Annotated in this window: 18 protein-coding genes; 17 read left to right on the top strand and 1 reads right to left on the bottom strand. The window is 46.4% G+C overall.

Annotated features, from left to right (window positions below):
• Nucleotides 1-143 precede the first annotated feature (143 nt).
• The 7 genes from KSP24_RS07360 (at nucleotide 144) to KSP24_RS07330 (ending at nucleotide 7,513) form a co-directional block, all read left to right on the top strand.
• On the top strand, nucleotides 144-794 hold the full coding sequence (locus KSP24_RS07360) for a hypothetical protein (protein WP_216974817.1): 651 nt from the start codon (nucleotides 144-146) through the stop codon (nucleotides 792-794).
• 42 nt (nucleotides 795-836) lie between these two features.
• Complete coding sequence (locus KSP24_RS07355; protein WP_013371691.1) at nucleotides 837-1,187, top strand: 2Fe-2S iron-sulfur cluster-binding protein; 351 nt, start codon at nucleotides 837-839, stop codon at nucleotides 1,185-1,187.
• Nucleotides 1,188-1,610: 423 nt separating this feature from the next.
• Complete coding sequence (spoIVA, locus tag KSP24_RS07350) at nucleotides 1,611-3,089, top strand: stage IV sporulation protein A (protein WP_013371689.1); 1,479 nt, start codon at nucleotides 1,611-1,613, stop codon at nucleotides 3,087-3,089.
• Nucleotides 3,090-3,304: 215 nt separating this feature from the next.
• The gene (locus tag KSP24_RS07345; protein ID WP_025675650.1) at nucleotides 3,305-4,420 is read left to right on the top strand and encodes a sugar ABC transporter substrate-binding protein; all 1,116 of its coding nucleotides are present in this window, start codon (nucleotides 3,305-3,307) and stop codon (nucleotides 4,418-4,420) included.
• 71 nt (nucleotides 4,421-4,491) lie between these two features.
• Nucleotides 4,492-6,009, top strand: a complete 1,518-nt coding sequence (locus tag KSP24_RS07340) for a sugar ABC transporter ATP-binding protein (RefSeq protein ID WP_216974816.1) — start codon at nucleotides 4,492-4,494, stop codon at nucleotides 6,007-6,009.
• Nucleotides 6,006-6,992 (top strand): ABC transporter permease, encoded by a 987-nt coding sequence (locus tag KSP24_RS07335; RefSeq protein WP_216974815.1) that lies wholly within the window; start codon nucleotides 6,006-6,008, stop codon nucleotides 6,990-6,992. Before KSP24_RS07340 ends, KSP24_RS07335 begins: the two co-directional genes overlap by 4 nt.
• A 248-nt stretch (nucleotides 6,993-7,240) precedes the next feature.
• Nucleotides 7,241-7,513, top strand: coding sequence for an HU family DNA-binding protein (locus tag KSP24_RS07330; protein ID WP_014599981.1), 273 nt, complete (start codon nucleotides 7,241-7,243; stop codon nucleotides 7,511-7,513).
• A gap of 71 nt (nucleotides 7,514-7,584) precedes the next feature.
• Here KSP24_RS07330 and KSP24_RS07325 read toward each other — a convergent pair whose 3' ends face one another.
• Nucleotides 7,585-7,860 carry a hypothetical protein gene (locus tag KSP24_RS07325; protein WP_058829734.1) on the bottom strand — a complete coding sequence of 92 codons (276 nt, stop codon included), beginning with the start codon at nucleotides 7,858-7,860 and terminating at the stop codon, nucleotides 7,585-7,587.
• Between the two features lie 53 nt (nucleotides 7,861-7,913).
• Here KSP24_RS07325 and mtrB point away from each other — a divergent pair, with 53 nt between their 5' ends.
• The 10 genes from mtrB to KSP24_RS07275 all read left to right on the top strand — a co-directional run bounded on the left by mtrB (nucleotide 7,914) and on the right by KSP24_RS07275 (nucleotide 15,222).
• Nucleotides 7,914-8,144, top strand: coding sequence for a trp RNA-binding attenuation protein MtrB (gene mtrB, locus KSP24_RS07320; protein WP_013371682.1), 231 nt, complete (start codon nucleotides 7,914-7,916; stop codon nucleotides 8,142-8,144).
• Nucleotides 8,145-8,242: 98 nt separating this feature from the next.
• The gene (locus KSP24_RS07315) at nucleotides 8,243-8,794 is read left to right on the top strand and encodes a hypothetical protein (protein WP_040103480.1); all 552 of its coding nucleotides are present in this window, start codon (nucleotides 8,243-8,245) and stop codon (nucleotides 8,792-8,794) included.
• 117 nt (nucleotides 8,795-8,911) lie between these two features.
• Nucleotides 8,912-9,781 (top strand): heptaprenyl diphosphate synthase component 1, encoded by an 870-nt coding sequence (locus KSP24_RS07310; RefSeq protein WP_216974814.1) that lies wholly within the window; start codon nucleotides 8,912-8,914, stop codon nucleotides 9,779-9,781.
• Between the two features lie 9 nt (nucleotides 9,782-9,790).
• Nucleotides 9,791-10,519, top strand: a complete 729-nt coding sequence (locus KSP24_RS07305) for a demethylmenaquinone methyltransferase (protein WP_013371679.1) — start codon at nucleotides 9,791-9,793, stop codon at nucleotides 10,517-10,519.
• A complete protein-coding gene (locus tag KSP24_RS07300; protein WP_013371678.1) occupies nucleotides 10,512-11,384 on the top strand; it encodes a UbiA-like polyprenyltransferase in 873 nt (290 codons plus the stop codon). The genes KSP24_RS07305 and KSP24_RS07300 overlap by 8 nt, the downstream gene beginning before the upstream one ends.
• Nucleotides 11,384-12,043: a UbiX family flavin prenyltransferase gene (locus KSP24_RS07295; RefSeq protein WP_013371677.1), complete on the top strand. Its 660-nt coding sequence runs from the start codon at nucleotides 11,384-11,386 to the stop codon at nucleotides 12,041-12,043. The genes KSP24_RS07300 and KSP24_RS07295 overlap by 1 nt, the downstream gene beginning before the upstream one ends.
• A complete protein-coding gene (locus KSP24_RS07290; protein ID WP_216974813.1) occupies nucleotides 12,000-12,866 on the top strand; it encodes a menaquinone biosynthetic enzyme MqnA/MqnD family protein in 867 nt (288 codons plus the stop codon). The genes KSP24_RS07295 and KSP24_RS07290 overlap by 44 nt, the downstream gene beginning before the upstream one ends.
• Complete coding sequence (locus tag KSP24_RS07285) at nucleotides 12,863-13,837, top strand: polyprenyl synthetase family protein (RefSeq protein ID WP_129549507.1); 975 nt, start codon at nucleotides 12,863-12,865, stop codon at nucleotides 13,835-13,837. Before KSP24_RS07290 ends, KSP24_RS07285 begins: the two co-directional genes overlap by 4 nt.
• A gap of 110 nt (nucleotides 13,838-13,947) precedes the next feature.
• Nucleotides 13,948-14,391, top strand: a complete 444-nt coding sequence (gene ndk, locus KSP24_RS07280; protein WP_013371674.1) for a nucleoside-diphosphate kinase — start codon at nucleotides 13,948-13,950, stop codon at nucleotides 14,389-14,391.
• 30 nt (nucleotides 14,392-14,421) lie between these two features.
• Entirely contained in the window at nucleotides 14,422-15,222 is an 801-nt protein-coding gene (locus KSP24_RS07275) for a CheR family methyltransferase (protein ID WP_013371673.1), read from the top strand.
• The last annotated feature ends 76 nt before the right edge of the window (nucleotides 15,223-15,298 follow it).

Here is a 15,298-nt window from a genome sequence, read left to right as displayed (position 1 = left end):
GTGAACTGGGAAGGTTCGCGGTTTTTTTATATTTTGAGGCAGGAAAGTACTATTCCAGTACACAAAATGTCGAACTGCCATGTCGAACATGTTATAATGATGCCCATCAGGAAACGGGAGGAAAGACAGCAAAGGAGGAAACGATGTTGAAGGAGGCAATATCATCAGTGTTAGTGGACAGGCTTCCTCATGATCTGGCAGTTGCGCTAGGTAGCTTGACTGAGAGCTGGTCAGCGGTGTCGGTTCCATGGATGCTGGGGGGGAGCTGTGCACTACTTGTGCAAGAAGTTGAATTGGATCGTCTGCCTCAGGACATTGATATTTATGCGGATATTCATGCAGCAAAGCTGTTACACGCGCACTCGCCGGGTGTGAGTATAGACCAACAGCAGGTTGATCGTAGCGGATCTTACGTTTCGTTGCTAAGCCACTATGAGCTGGAGGGATTTCCAGTCGAATTGGTGGGAGGATTTGAGGTTTTATGTGATGGAGCTTTATACCGCTTAGAGGTCGAGCGCCTACTCTGGTCGGCTGGGATACAGCTTGATCTGGAAAATACCTCATTGTGTTTGATGCCTCTCAGTCACGAATTGCTATTCAATCTGTTGCGAAATCGCCCCGACCGCTATCAAGCGATTGCAAATGTCATGAAGCGAGACCCGCAACGACACATAGGGATACTAAAACAGCTATTGGTCAGTAACATTTGGAATAAGGAGCAGTTGGGCAAGCTTGGAGAGCTTCTCCCTTGGCCAGAACTTCACTCCTTCATCCGAATGAGTAATGAAATATAAGTTGCGTGCGTATTAAGAGGAAAGGTGAATGGAGGACCGTTCATGAATGTGCAGATTACGTTCAAGCCGTCAGGCAGGTGCGTACAGGTCAGTCGGGGTACGTCATTGCTCCAGGCTGCTCGTAAAGCAGGTGTGTATATTCCCACACGTTGTGATGGAAAAGCAGCCTGTCTGATGTGTAAGGTAGAGATAGCACCGGAACGGGCTGAGCTTGCAGGTCGCCCTAATGATGCAGAGCAACGTAAGCTGGGACCTTTACTGAATGAAGGAATACGTTTATCCTGTCAGGCCCGTGCTCAGGGTGATATGGAGGTAACCATACCGGAGGATAGGCTCAAGGCAGCTATTAGACGGCAACTGGAGCGTCAGGGGCTGGATGACGAACTGTGGTAATATCGATTATATCAGTAGAACAAAAAACAAAGGATATTTCTCGACGGCTAGAAACGGTCTGAGAAATATCCTTTTTTTATTTAAGTCTAGCAATAAAGTCATGGGGAAATCTTGCTGTGCATATATTAAGTGAGTGGACCCAAACGTAAAATATCTTTGTGCATTGATCACTGTAACGTAATCTATTTTTAAAAAAACTAAACATATTTTACGGAGGGGATACATATGATGGTATCAGTCCAAATGCATGTACGAGTTTACGCCGTTTCGCCGATTCCATCAGTCTCCTGAATCTCGGCGGCGGACGACTTCCGGGCATTTTAAAGGCTGTTCTGCCGCATCTGGGATCAAGCAGTTGGTTGAACACGAAGCGGATGCTCTTTAAGCATTTTTCCTTCGGAGACTTTTGAGGAGGGGATTTCATTGGAGAAAGTGGACATTTTTAAAGACATTGCCGAACGCACCGGAGGAGACATCTATCTTGGGGTCGTCGGCGCAGTCCGAACAGGAAAATCAACGTTTATCAAGCGGTTTATGGAAACGATTGTACTGCCCAACATTACGAGTGAGGCGGACCGTGCCCGTGCCGTAGACGAGTTGCCGCAAAGTGCGGCAGGGAAGACGATCATGACGACGGAACCTAAATTCGTACCGAATAATGCCGTCCAGATCAAAGTAACGGAAGGACTGGACGTGAATGTACGTCTGGTTGACTGTGTAGGATACGCAGTAGAAGGTGCAAAAGGCTACGAGGATGAAAATGGTCCAAGAATGATCTCTACACCATGGTTTGAAGAACCCATTCCTTTTCAGGAAGCGGCAGAAATTGGTACACGTAAGGTTATTCAAGAACATTCGACACTCGGTGTGGTCGTCACTACAGACGGTACCATTGCTGAAATCCCGCGTAGCTCTTATGTAGAGTCGGAGGAACGCGTCATTGAAGAATTGAAGGAAGTTGGCAAGCCATTTGTTCTGGTTATCAACTCCACGCATCCACGCAGTGATGAAACACTTCAACTCCGCAGTGAACTGGCTGCCAAGTACGATATCCCAGTCATGACACTCAGCGCGGCAACCATGACGGAAGATGATGTTACGGGTGTACTTCGTGAAGTATTGTATGAATTCCCGGTGCATGAGGTGAATGTGAACCTGCCGAGCTGGGTTATGGTATTGAACGAAAATCACTGGCTGCGTAGCAACTATGAAAATTCCGTTCGTGATACGGTTAAAGATATTCGGCGCCTGCGTGATGTAGATCGAGTCGTCGGCCAGTTTATGGAGTATGAGTTCATCGACAGGGCCGGATTAAGCGGAATGAATATGGGGCAGGGCGTCGCGGAAATCGATTTGTATGCGCCTGATGAGCTGTATGACCAGATTTTGGTTGAAGTCGTCGGAGTAGAGATTCGCGGCAAGGATCATTTGCTGCAGATGATGCAGGATTTTGCTCACGCTAAACGGGAATATGACCGTTTTGCTGAGGCTCTGGAAATGGTCAAGACAACAGGATATGGTATTGCTGCTCCATCACTGGCTGAGATGGCACTGGACGAACCGCAGTTGATTCGACAGGGTACAAGATTTGGAGTGAGGCTTAAAGCGACAGCCCCTTCCATTCATATGATCCGTGTCGATGTGGAATCGGAATTTGCTCCGATTATCGGAACAGAGAAGCAGAGTGAGGAACTCGTGCGTTACCTGATGCAGGATTTTGAGAATGATCCAATCAAAATTTGGGAATCAGACATTTTCGGACGTTCGCTACATTCCATTGTGCGTGAAGGTATTCAAGGCAAGATTGCCATGATGCCGGACAATGCACGCTATAAGCTGCAGGAAACGCTGGGTCGCATTATCAATGAAGGTTCTGGTGGTCTTATTGCTATAATTCTTTAAGGCTAATCCATAACCAAAAATGTGTAAGTGAAATACCGTAGAGGGCTGCTGACTGCTCTTTGCGGTATTTTTTTATGCGATTTGTAGTTTTTTGCCATGAGAGATCGCGAATTTTTCTATATTTAATAAAACCTATTTACATACTTGGTTTAACGCGATATATTAAGTATCAAATTTGAAACATATTAATGGATGGAACGAGGGGGAAACAGATCATGTATATCCAAAAAGGGCTCCAAAAAAACAAGAAGCTAGGGCTGGGAGCCATTATGCTACTGGTGCTGATTCTGCTGGTCACAGCATGTGGCGCGCCTAAAACAGAGAGCGGCGCTCAAGGGACAAGCACTGCAGGAACGAATACAGGGGACGGAAAAACAGATAGTTCGAATCTAAAGGGTAAACGGGTTGCTTTGATCATGGAGTTTAACACAGGTACGTTTTCGCAGCAGTATGTTCAAGGTGTGGAAGATGAGGTTAAGAAATTTGGCGGTACGCTGACCAAGTTTGTTGCAAATAACGATAAGGCAAAAATGGCTTCCTTGCTAGATAGTGCGATTAACCAGCAATTTGATGTCATTTTGACTGATCACGGTGACGCATTGCTGGAGCCAGGACTTAAAAAAGCAATTTCCCGCAATATTCCGGTTATCGTGTTCGATGCTGCGGTCAATGTTCCGGGCGCGGTAGTGCTTTCACAGGATGATCAAAGCATGGCGGAACTGACGCTGGAGCAAATGAAAAAGGACATCGGTGGCAAAGGAAATATTGTGAAGGTATGGGTTGCAGGGTTTGCGCCAATGGAGCGCCGTCAGGTTGCTTATGATGCATTTTTGAAATCCAATCCAGATATTAAAGAGATTGCAACTTTTGGTTCGGCTCAGAATCCTGCTTTGGATACGCAAGCCAAAATGGAAGCTGTGCTAAAGCAATATCCTAAGGGCGAAATTACGGCAGTTTGGGCGGCTTGGGATGAATTTGCCAAAGGTGCAGCTCGGGCGATACAACAAGCTGGGCGTACGGAAATTAAAGTTTACGGGATTGATATGAGTGATGAAGATTTGCAAATGATTCAGGACCCGAAAAACCCGTGGGTGGCTTCAGCAGCCGTAGATCCAACAGATATTGGACGTGTACAAGTGCGCTATGCATACCAAAAGTTGCATGGGGATAACCCTGAGGAGAAAGTTGTGCTGAAGGCAGTATATGTGCAGCGCGAAGAGTTGCCAGATAAGCAAATTTCCACATCCGAGTTGTCTCAATATGTGAAAGGATGGGGCAAAAGTGAGCAGGGTTACAAGGATTGGATGAAGGAATATGAAACGTCCAAATAAATTGATTCATAACGCAAATGCAATGGCGCGCTTCGGCGCGCTTTTATCATAAGCGGGAGTGAGGGGGCACCATGAGTTCACCAGTATATACATTGGAGATGAAGAACATCAGCAAGCGGTTTGCTGGTGTAGATGCGCTGCGAGCTGTGGATTTTACGGTTCAGGGTGGCGAAATTCACGCTCTGCTCGGTGCCAACGGGGCAGGGAAAAGCACATTAATGAAAATCTTGTCCGGTGCGTATCGTTACGATCAGGGAGCGATCGTTGTGGATGGCAAGGAACTGATTATTAGTTCACCGTGGGAAGCCAAAAGAGCCGGAATTCACTGTGTGTATCAAGAAGTCGATTCAGCACTTGTGCCTCAGTTAACCGTCGCTGAAAACATTGTAATGGACGATTTGTCTGCACGTGATGGTCGGTGGTGGGTTGCACCAGCGTCCATGCGCAGACGAGCACGTGAGGCATTAGCGCGTCTGGAGGTTGATATAGATGTACGACGATACGTGTCTGAATTGACGCTGGCAGAAAAGCAGCTTGTACTTATCGCACGGATTTTGACACAGCAAGCGAGTACTATCATTTTTGATGAGCCAACGGCACCGCTGAGCGAGGAAGAAACGAGGCGTTTGTTCCGTACCATTCATACCCTCAAGGATGAGGGAGTAGCATGTATTCTTATCACCCACCGATTGCCGGAGGTCATCGAGCACAGTGACCGTGTTACGGTAATGCGTGATGGTGAGCGCGTGTTCTCGGGACCTGCTTCTGATTTAAATGTAGGCGACATTGTCACGTATATGCTTGGGAAAACATTTGATGAGGAATTTCCGAAAACAGAGGTGCCTATTGGTGAAACGGTATTGGAAGCAAGAGGGCTCCGGAAGGGATTGCGGGTTCACGGTGTTGATTTGCAGGTCAGACGCGGCGAAATTCTGTCTATTGTGGGTTTGGTCGGTGCGGGCAAGACGGAGCTGTCACGACTTCTTACAGGGGTAGACAAGCCTGATGTGGGGGAACTGACCTTCAAGGGGCGCTGCATTCGTTTGCGTGAGCCAGCGGACGCGGTAGCTCAAGGAATTGTGTCCATACCCGAGGAGCGGCGTAAGCAGGGGGTCTTGATTGAGGAAAGCGTGGAACGAAACCTTAGTCTTCCGCTCTTGGGCAAGCTGAGTGTTCTTGGTTTCATTAGTCGGCATAGAGAACGTATTAACGGTAATGGGGTTGTCGCCTCTCTTGGTATTAAGACGCCTTCACTGCGCCAGCATGTTAAGTATTTGAGCGGTGGGAATCAACAAAAGGTTGCGATAGGAAAATGGCTTCATTCTGGAGCGGATGTCTTTGTTTTTGACGAACCAACCAAGGGTGTAGATATAGGGGCAAAAAGCGATATTTTCCGTATCATTGGAGAATTGGCAGTACAAGGAAAAGCAATCATTTATCTAACCTGTGAATTTGCAGAAGGTATTGGCATTGGTGATCGGATAGCAGTCATGTATGACGGCAAAATAATAAGGGAATTTGCGCGAGGCGAAGTCGAACAGGAACAGCTTCTGTTGTACGCCAGCGGTGGTGAAGAGGTGCATTCATGAAGGAAAAATGGTTAAATGTCTCGTTTCGTTACGGTGCTGTAGTGGTCATTATAAGTGTGTTGGCGTTTTTCTCAGCCACCTTACCTTATTTTTGGACGTATGATAATTTAATGGATATTCTTGGCTCAATTGCGATTGTAACTTTTGTAGCCATTGGTGTGACATTGTCACTTATCGTGGACGGTTTTGACCTGTCGGTTGGTGCAACGGTATCTTTGACGACAGTCGTCTCAGCTTCGTTGATGGTCTGGTATGAACAGCCTGTTGCAGTGGTCATTATTGTGGCTCTGGTTGTTGGAGCTTTGGTTGGACTATTAAATTCACTTTTGATTATTAAACTGCGTATCCCCGATTTGCTCGCAACTCTAGCCATTATGTATATTGTAAGCGGGGTTCATCAAACGTACGCACAGGGCTATACCATCTACAATCATATGCAGTTTCCTGATGGCAGCAAGGCCCCAGGCGAGATATCTTCAGCATTTCTTTTACTAGGTCAAGGTAAATGGTTGGGTATCCCGATTTCTGTTATTTTACTGTTGCTAGCTGTGGCAGCGGTGCATGTTTTCTTGACCTATACGAAGCACGGGCGTCAAATGTATGTAACTGGCGGGAATGAGGAGGCTGCTCGTCTGTCGGGTATACGGGTAAAAAAAGTCCGTACACTGGCCTATATTGCTTCAGGCGTATTTGCAGCAATTGCTGGTATTTTGTATGCTTCGCGTGTAGGCTCGGGTCAAATTGACGCTGGCTCTCCCTTGCTCATGGAGGCGGTAGCTGCAGTATTCGTCGGCTTTTCAGTGTTTGGAGCGGGTAAACCCAATGTTATTGGTACATTTATTGGTGCGGTGTTGATCGGCGTATTAGTTAATGGACTGACCATGATGAATGTGCAATATTTTGCCCATGACATTGTCAAAGGAGTAGTACTAGTGCTTGCGCTGGCTGTTACTTTTTACGTGCTGAATCGTCGTCGTACTTGAAATTGTCTGTCGACTGTATTACTATAAACCTTGTTCCACGCAAGAAGGGTGCCATAAAACGCCAGTTTCGGCCTATATGGCGGTGGTTAGGTATATTATATGTATATTTAACGACGAAACGGAAACAGATGATAACATTATGGAAGGCAGTATGCCGCCCGGGTTATTTTATACAGGCGACTTCATTATCGGTGGAGAACACCGATAACCTTAATGCTGGACTACACTTGAATTGGGAGGTGAATATGTTGAATAAAACGGATTTGATCAATCAGGTTTCTGAGAGCACTGAATTGTCCAAAAAGGACGTAACCAAAGCAATCGATGCAGTATTTGAGGCGATCGCTGGTGCACTGCAAAACGGAGACAAGGTACAACTGGTAGGTTTCGGGAACTTTGAGGTTCGTGAACGTTCCGCACGTAAAGGACGTAACCCGCAAACAGGAGAAGAAATCGAAATCCCTGCGAGCAAAATTCCGGCATTCAAACCGGGTAAAGCGCTCAAAGACGGAATTAAATAAGATTTCTTACATATTCCCAATGCGCTGAAAGGACCGTGAATTTGATTCACGGCCCTTTCTTTTTGTCCTATTTACTTTGTGGTAGAGGTGCCATGGACTGAAGAAGAGGAAGTTGTCCTGCCGTTTCGCGAGGCATAAGCGATCAGCACCAGGGGTTCACCTGTCAGCTCGGCAAATTCATGTTCCAGCCGTTGAAGCTGCTCAATCTGAGCAGGACTGAGATTGGCGGGACGATAGTTTTCCATCAGATCCGTTCCTTTCGTTAATAGATGGGATTGCACAGATAGTATGGCACAGGAAGCACTATTTGTTGCAGGCAGCGTGGAAAGCATGAGTTGACAAAACAATCTTAAATCTCCATCATAAAAATATAGTTTCGGCTCTCAGGGAGGAAAAGAACATGGAAGATAACGTGACGGGCAGCAGTGAGTACGTCGTAATTAAAGCAAAAAGCAACGGATGTCAGGTTTTTGGTCTGACCAGAGGTCAGGATACACGCCTGCATCATTCAGAAAAATTGGACAAGGGTGAGGTAATGATCGTCCAATTTACGGATCATACTTCTGCCATCAAAATCCGCGGCAAGGCCGTTGTGATGACCAAGCACGGGGTTGTAGATACAGAGGAGTAAAATGCAGGCATAGCCTGCTTTTTTTTGTTGTACAATGAGAGTGAGGACCTTTACCGTAGCAAACCCACATTATGGGGTAGGGGTCAGGGGAGGCTCTGATGAAACCTTGGACTGTACTCGGTGGTTCCATTCTCATAACCACCGCAGCAGCAATATTGCTGCCGTCCTTACAGATGCTGGACTCGGGTACCGCAGCAGTTCGTGAAACACAGGCGACAATTTCGCCCCAGCAACGAGTACTGCTGACGGATGACAATCTGGTAGATACACTGAATGAGCTTCCATTAACCACACCGATTGCAAGTGTAAGCTGGGAACATTCAGTCCTGACCCTGGATGTTAAGCTGTCCAAGGAAGAAACTACGCCACTGGAGATTTATCAAAACATGGCGGAGCTTGCCGCCTTTAGCTTCTACGGAACGTCGAATGTACGGCAATTGCTGTTGCGGGTGGTGACAGAGGACGAATGGTCAGGAGAACGCCATTTGCTGCTAGCATCCGATATACGCCGGAACGAGTGGACGAACGAGGCACTGGAACAACTTAGAAATCGGGAAGGCGCTGAACTGCCAGAAGATTTGAAATCTCGTTTCCGCATTACAGTAACGCCCATGTGGCAAAACAGGTTTAGCGGTGTATATACAAACTAGATGTTTTCTACCGCTGGACCTACAGTACTTTAGTCGCGAATCATTTTAAATTGTGATATAATATAAGGCATTGCAATTATTTGAGTATACCAGAAAGTCATGGCTCGGAGGCTTAGGATGAAACCGTATCGCGTACCTCAATTAGCAAGGAAATATGTGGAATACGACATGATTCAACAACATACGGAAATGCCGGCTTTTCCTGACAGCCGTACCCGTTTGCTGTTTGAGTTTTTGAACCGGAATGCGCAAGGGCTGCATGCCAGTGAGGATGAACTGTACGCTTTGGTTACATCACTTGTGCAGATGGGACTGGATACGCATGATATGATTGATACTTTATCCGGTATACGAAGCCCGGAAGAGATGCGTTCCAGACAGCTGAAAGTGTTAGCCGGTGACTACTTCAGCAGCCGTTTTTATCAGCTACTTGCATTGGCAGGCCGAATCGAGGCCATTTCGAAGCTGAGTGATGCTGTATGTGAAGTGAACGCAGGGAAAATGAGCTTGTACTGGGAGATGAAGCATTTTCGTTTGGATGCTGCTCAGTATTTATCTCAGATGGTTTGCTTCAAACAGGAGCTTTTTTTATCATTGACTTCACTTATTGCAGAACAGGATCAGGAAGTCTGGAAGCAGCTTCTTAACGAATTCGCTCTCTGTGATACGCTGGTGGAGGAATGGGAGAAGCGGGCAGAACCAGACAAGTCCCGTTTCGGATATATGTTCTGGCATATTTACGGTAACGGAGACCAGCATGAGCAGGCGCTGCTTTCAGAGGGTGGTACTGAAACAGAAGTTTGGCGTAAGCTTGTGCTGAAATACAAAGCCGAGGATACGATACTGGACAAGCTTCGCACGGCTGTTACACACATCCGGCAGACCCTGTCAGATGAACAAAACACGGGGATTGAGGAATTTGAATGCATGCTTGAGCCTTTCCTGAAGCTGCTACATAGTTCGCACCCGGTTGTGAGGGAAGGTTAGGTGAACGTCATGGGATCAAGCGACACCAAGCCGAAAGAGCAATTCGTTCATGGCGTGTTTGAAAGTATAGCCGGTAAATACGATTTGATGAACGATATACTGAGCTTTCGCAGACATAAGGCTTGGCGGAAATTTACAATGAAAAAGATGGACATGCATCGCGGCGATACGGCAATCGACCTTTGTTGTGGGACATGTGACTGGACGCTTGCGATGGCGCGTGCAAGTGAAAGTGGTCACATCGTAGGACTGGATTTTAGCCAGAACATGCTAAATGTTGGCGAGCGAAAGATTACATCAGAATCCCGTGAAAAGCAAATCAAGCTTGTTCAAGGCAACGCGATGGATCTACCTTTTGAAGACAATTCATTTGATTATGCGACGATTGGTTTCGGTCTTCGCAACGTGCCTGATCTGCGCCGCGTGTTGCAGGAAATGCAACGAGTCGTTAAGCCTGGTGGGCAGGTCGTATGTCTGGAGTTGTCCAAACCTACTTGGCAGCCGTTCAAGGGAATTTACTACGCATATTTTCAACACATCTTGCCCATGCTCGGCAAATTGTTCGCCAAACGTTATGAGCAGTACAAATGGCTCCCTGATTCGTTGGCGCTTTTTCCAGGAAGGGATGAACTGGCTGACATCTTTCGTGAAGTCGGATTAAAGGATGTTCAGGCTCATTCTCTCACCGGAGGCATTGCGGCATTGCATATTGGAATCAAGGAGAGTCTGCATGTTTAAGAAAATTGCTATTTTTTTGGAAATGATTAAAATTGAACATACCTTATTTGCGCTCCCATTTGCATTTATGGGGGCTGTATTGGGGTCAGTTGTCGTGACGGACAACCTTCCCTCATGGCCGCAGATTGGTTGGATTTTGTTGGCTATGGTTGGCGCTCGTAGCGCAGCCTTCGGCTTCAATCGTATGATTGACCGTGTAATTGACGGGAAAAATCCGCGTACAGCAGGACGCGCCATCCCGGCAGGGCTGCTCAAATCGAGCGAAGTGGTAATTTTCATCATCGTTAGCTTGTTGTTATTATTCTGGGCCTCATTCAAGTTAAGTCCGCTGGCGTTCAAGCTGTTCCCGCTGGCCTTTTTTATGCTTGTTTTTTACTCTTACACCAAGCGTTTTACTTGGCTGTGCCATATTGTACTCGGTTTGACCATTGGTTTGGCACCACTAGGCGCATGGGTTGCAGTAACGGGACAAATGGATTTGACAGCTATCGTACTTTATCTCACGATTGCATTTTGGACCGCTGGATTTGATGTTATTTATGCTTGTCAAGATATTGATTTTGACCAGAGTGAAGGGGTTTATTCTATTCCTGCCCGTTTTGGTGTAGCAGGTGCTCTGAACATCGCCCGGGTGTTCCATGTCATTACGGCGATCGGATTTATTGTGCTGTTCTTTATTGCAGATTTGAGCTGGTGGTATCTGGCGGGCATGATTATTTCATACATTATTTTATTTTATGAGCACTATATCGTTTCTCCAAAAGATCTAAGTCGCTTGCAGACGGCATTCTTTACGATGAACGGTGTACTTAGCATTGTCGTATTTGCTTTTACACTGATTGATTTGGTGGTGCGTCAATACTAATGAATAATCAGGTGAGCAACCATCAAGGCAAACGAATCGTTATTGGCATTACAGGTGCGAGCGGAAGCATTTATGGTGTACGACTGGTAGAGACACTGCTGGACTTGCAGTATACAGTTCACCTGATTGTTTCTAATGCTGGCTGGCGGGTATTGAAAGAGGAGCTGGGCTGGAATGTGACTGACCGGGAAGGAGCTTTGAATGAACAATTCGGAGACCGTCCCGGTTCTCTTGTATACCATCCCTTTACAGATATTGGAGCTTCTATTGCAAGCGGCTCTTATTTGGTCGATGCCATGATTATCATGCCATGCTCGATGGGGACGTTGTCAGCGGTAGCGCACGGTTCGTCTGATAATCTCATGGCACGTGCAGCAGATGTGATGATGAAGGAGGGTCGTCCGCTGATCCTTGTGCCTCGTGAGACACCATTGCATGCTATTCATCTGGAAAATATGCTTAAGCTTGCGAGACTCGGCGTCAAAATGATTCCGGCCATGCCAGCTTTTTATTTTCATCCAAAGACGCTGGATGATATTGTATTGTTCCTCGTAGGCAAAGTATTAGACAGCTTGCGTATAGAACATCAACTGTTTACGAGATGGGGGGATTCCGATGCCGATACCGGACACCAAGACAATCACAATCGGAAAAATTAAATATACAAACGCTTGGCCTATTTTTCATTACTTTAATCCTTCAGAGCTTCTCCATTCGGCGGAGATGGTTTCCAAAGTTCCGGCTGAATTGAATCGAGGCATGCTGAATGGGAGTTTGGATATGAGTGCGATGTCCTCCTTTGCGTATGCATCAGGTGCTGAGGAAATGCTGTTGTTGCCGGATTTATCCGTTAGTGCAGACGGTCCAGTCCAATCCATTTTACTATTTTCACGCAAGCCGCTAAATGAAATCATTAACGGCACCATTGCACTGACGAATACTTCAGCAACATCGGTGAACTTGTTGAAAATTTTGATGCAAAAGGCATGGGAAGGCCAGCCTACTTACTTTGACTGTGAACCAGATCTTGATTTGATGTTGGAACAGGCAGATGCAGGGCTGCTGATTGGAGATCACGCGATCAAGGCGTCCTGGCGAAGTGAAGGCCTGTATGTAACCGACCTTGGGGAAGAGTGGAAACGCTGGACGGGCTACAGCATGACATTTGCTGTATGGGCAGTTCGACGTGCTGTTGCTGCTCAGAATCCCGCTACGGTGGCTGAAATTGCGAGTGCGTTCCGCGTAAGCAAGCAGCGTAGTCTGTCTGACCTGGCACCTGTTATTTCTGAAGCTTGCAAGGAAATTGGAGGTTCGGAAGATTATTGGGAGCGCTACTTTACGAATCTGTGTTATGATTTTGGAGAGAAGCAACAACAAGGTTTAGAGCTTTATTTTCAGTATGCATATGAACTGGGGCTGCTTGACCGACGAGTGAAGCTGCTTCTCTGGAGTGACAATACGCTGACACGGGTGAAAGAATGAAACGATTGGATTTGTTCGGTTTATTAAAAAAGGATATGAACTTCATAGAAGAAGAGCTGTACCGCAGCATTGACAGTAGGGAGCCGTTGATTAATGATACGTCGCTTCATCTGCTTAAAGCAGGGGGCAAGCGTTTGCGTCCCGTGTTTGTATTGCTGGGAGGCAAGTTTGGAGAATATGATCTGGACAAGCTCAAGCGCATAGCGGTACCTCTGGAACTGATTCATTCTGCCTCTCTCGTTCACGACGACGTGATTGATGATGCGGAAATGAGACGCGGCCAACCCACCGTGAAGTCCAAATGGGACAATCGGGTGGCTATGTACACCGGGGACTACATATATGCACGCGCACTATCTATTGCTGCTGGACTGCCGAATCCCGATATTCACCGGGTGCTGTCTAAGGCGTTGGTACAGATGTCAATTGGTGAAATGGAACAAATACGTGATTTTTTTAATGTGGATCAGAGTGTGCGCAATTATTTGCTGCGCATACGGCGCAAAACGGCATTGTTGATTGCAGTTAGTTGCCAATTGGGAGCTATGGCTGCAGGAGCACGGGAAAGAGTCAACTCTCTGTTGTACACCTATGGCTATAACGTAGGTATGGCTTTTCAAATTCAGGATGATTTGCTTGATCTGTGTGGGACAGAAAAAAAGATCGGCAAGCCGCCAGGCAGCGATATGAGACAGGGCAATATTACGCTTCCGGTCATTTATGCGCTTGAACAACCCGAACTGCGGGATGATCTGCTGGCTGAAATCCGGCGGATTCAGGATGGGGACGGGCAAGGAGACACCCGTAAAGCGGTGGATATGATCAAAAAAAGTGAAGGAATCACTAAAGCTGAAATTCTCGCCGACCGATATATTAATAAAGCGCTGAACGCGCTGGACTTACTACCAGATGTCAAAACAAAAAAGACGCTGCGCGATATTGCTCATTTTGTAACACGACGCTCCTACTAAAGTTGTATTTTAGGTTTGCTGTGACAAAATACTTTAACCGTTTCCAATCTTTCTGTTACAATACAGATTAGTACTGTATAAATACATTAGATTGGATTGGGAGTGAGCCGATGGATCGTACGTTTTTGATGGTTAAACCGGATGGTGTACAACGCGGACTGATTGGACGTATTGTCAGTCGTTTGGAAGACAAAGGCTTCAAAATGGCGGCTGGCAAGCTTGTGCAGGTATCTAGAGAACAAGCAGAACGGCATTATGCGGAGCATGTGGGCAAGCCTTTTTTTGAAGAGCTTGTAGGCTTTATCACATCAGGTCCTGTATTTGCCATGGTTTGGGAAGGGGATAACATTGTTACGCTTTCCCGCTTGCTGATTGGTAAAACACAAGTAACCGAAGCTCTTCCGGGCACCATTCGTGGAGACTTTGCTGCACATACACCGTTTAACCTCATTCATGGTTCAGATTCACCGGAGAGCGCAGAGCGCGAGATTGCAAATTTTTTCACACCGGAAGAATTAGTTCGATATGAAAAAACGGTAGCGACCTGGGTGTAAGTTTAATTACGTATGAAGAAGGATGGTAGCATGACGGATCTGGAACTGGGTCAGACGGACCCCGATTACACAGCGTTTATCCGCAAAATCAAGGACAGCACAGGTATTGATCTTGCACAATACAAAGAAGCACAGATGAAAAGGCGGTTAACGACGCTTCGCAACAAAAACGGGTTTCCCAGTTTTGTTTCTTTTTATGATGCCATGATGAAGGAAAAACCTCTATTCTATGAATTTCTGGATCGTATGACGATCAATGTTTCCGAGTTTTGGCGAAATCCCAATCGTTGGGAAGTGCTACGGGATATCATTTTGCCACAGTTGCTTGTGGGAAAGCAGAAGCTTAAGCTGTGGAGTGCGGCCTGCTCGACTGGTGAAGAGCCCTATAGCCTAGCTATGGTTCTCGACGGTAAAGGAATTTTGGGGAATTGCTCTATTACAGCTTCCGATATTGATGATGGCGCATTGGCTAAAGCCAAGGAAGGTAAATATTTGGAGCGTTCGCTCAAGGATGTGCCTGAGCAGGTAGCTAGCAAATATTTTAAACCAGATGGTGCCATGTATCGGATTGATGACCGTTTAAAACAGGCTGTGAAATTTCAAAAGCAAAACTTGCTGCTGGATCGATTTGAGGATGGGTATGATCTCATTATCTGTCGAAATGTTATGATTTATTTTACAGAAGAGGCCAAACATGCGTTATATCAAAAGTTTGCTGCCAGCCTTCGCCCCGGCGGTGTTCTATTTGTCGGTAGTACCGAGCAAATCTTTTCTCCTAACCAATACGGGCTGGAATCGACTGAAACCTTTTTTTATCGCAAAAAAGCATAAGCCTGTACATACCATCCATCGTTTCGTAGGAACTTATTTGTATCCTTAAGTAATGGATGGCTGGCTTATCAACAGC

Source organism: Paenibacillus sp. AK121 (assembly GCF_019042715.1).
GTDB lineage: Bacteria > Bacillota > Bacilli > Paenibacillales > Paenibacillaceae > Paenibacillus > Paenibacillus polymyxa_C.
This window is presented reverse-complemented; position numbering and strand designations above follow the sequence as displayed.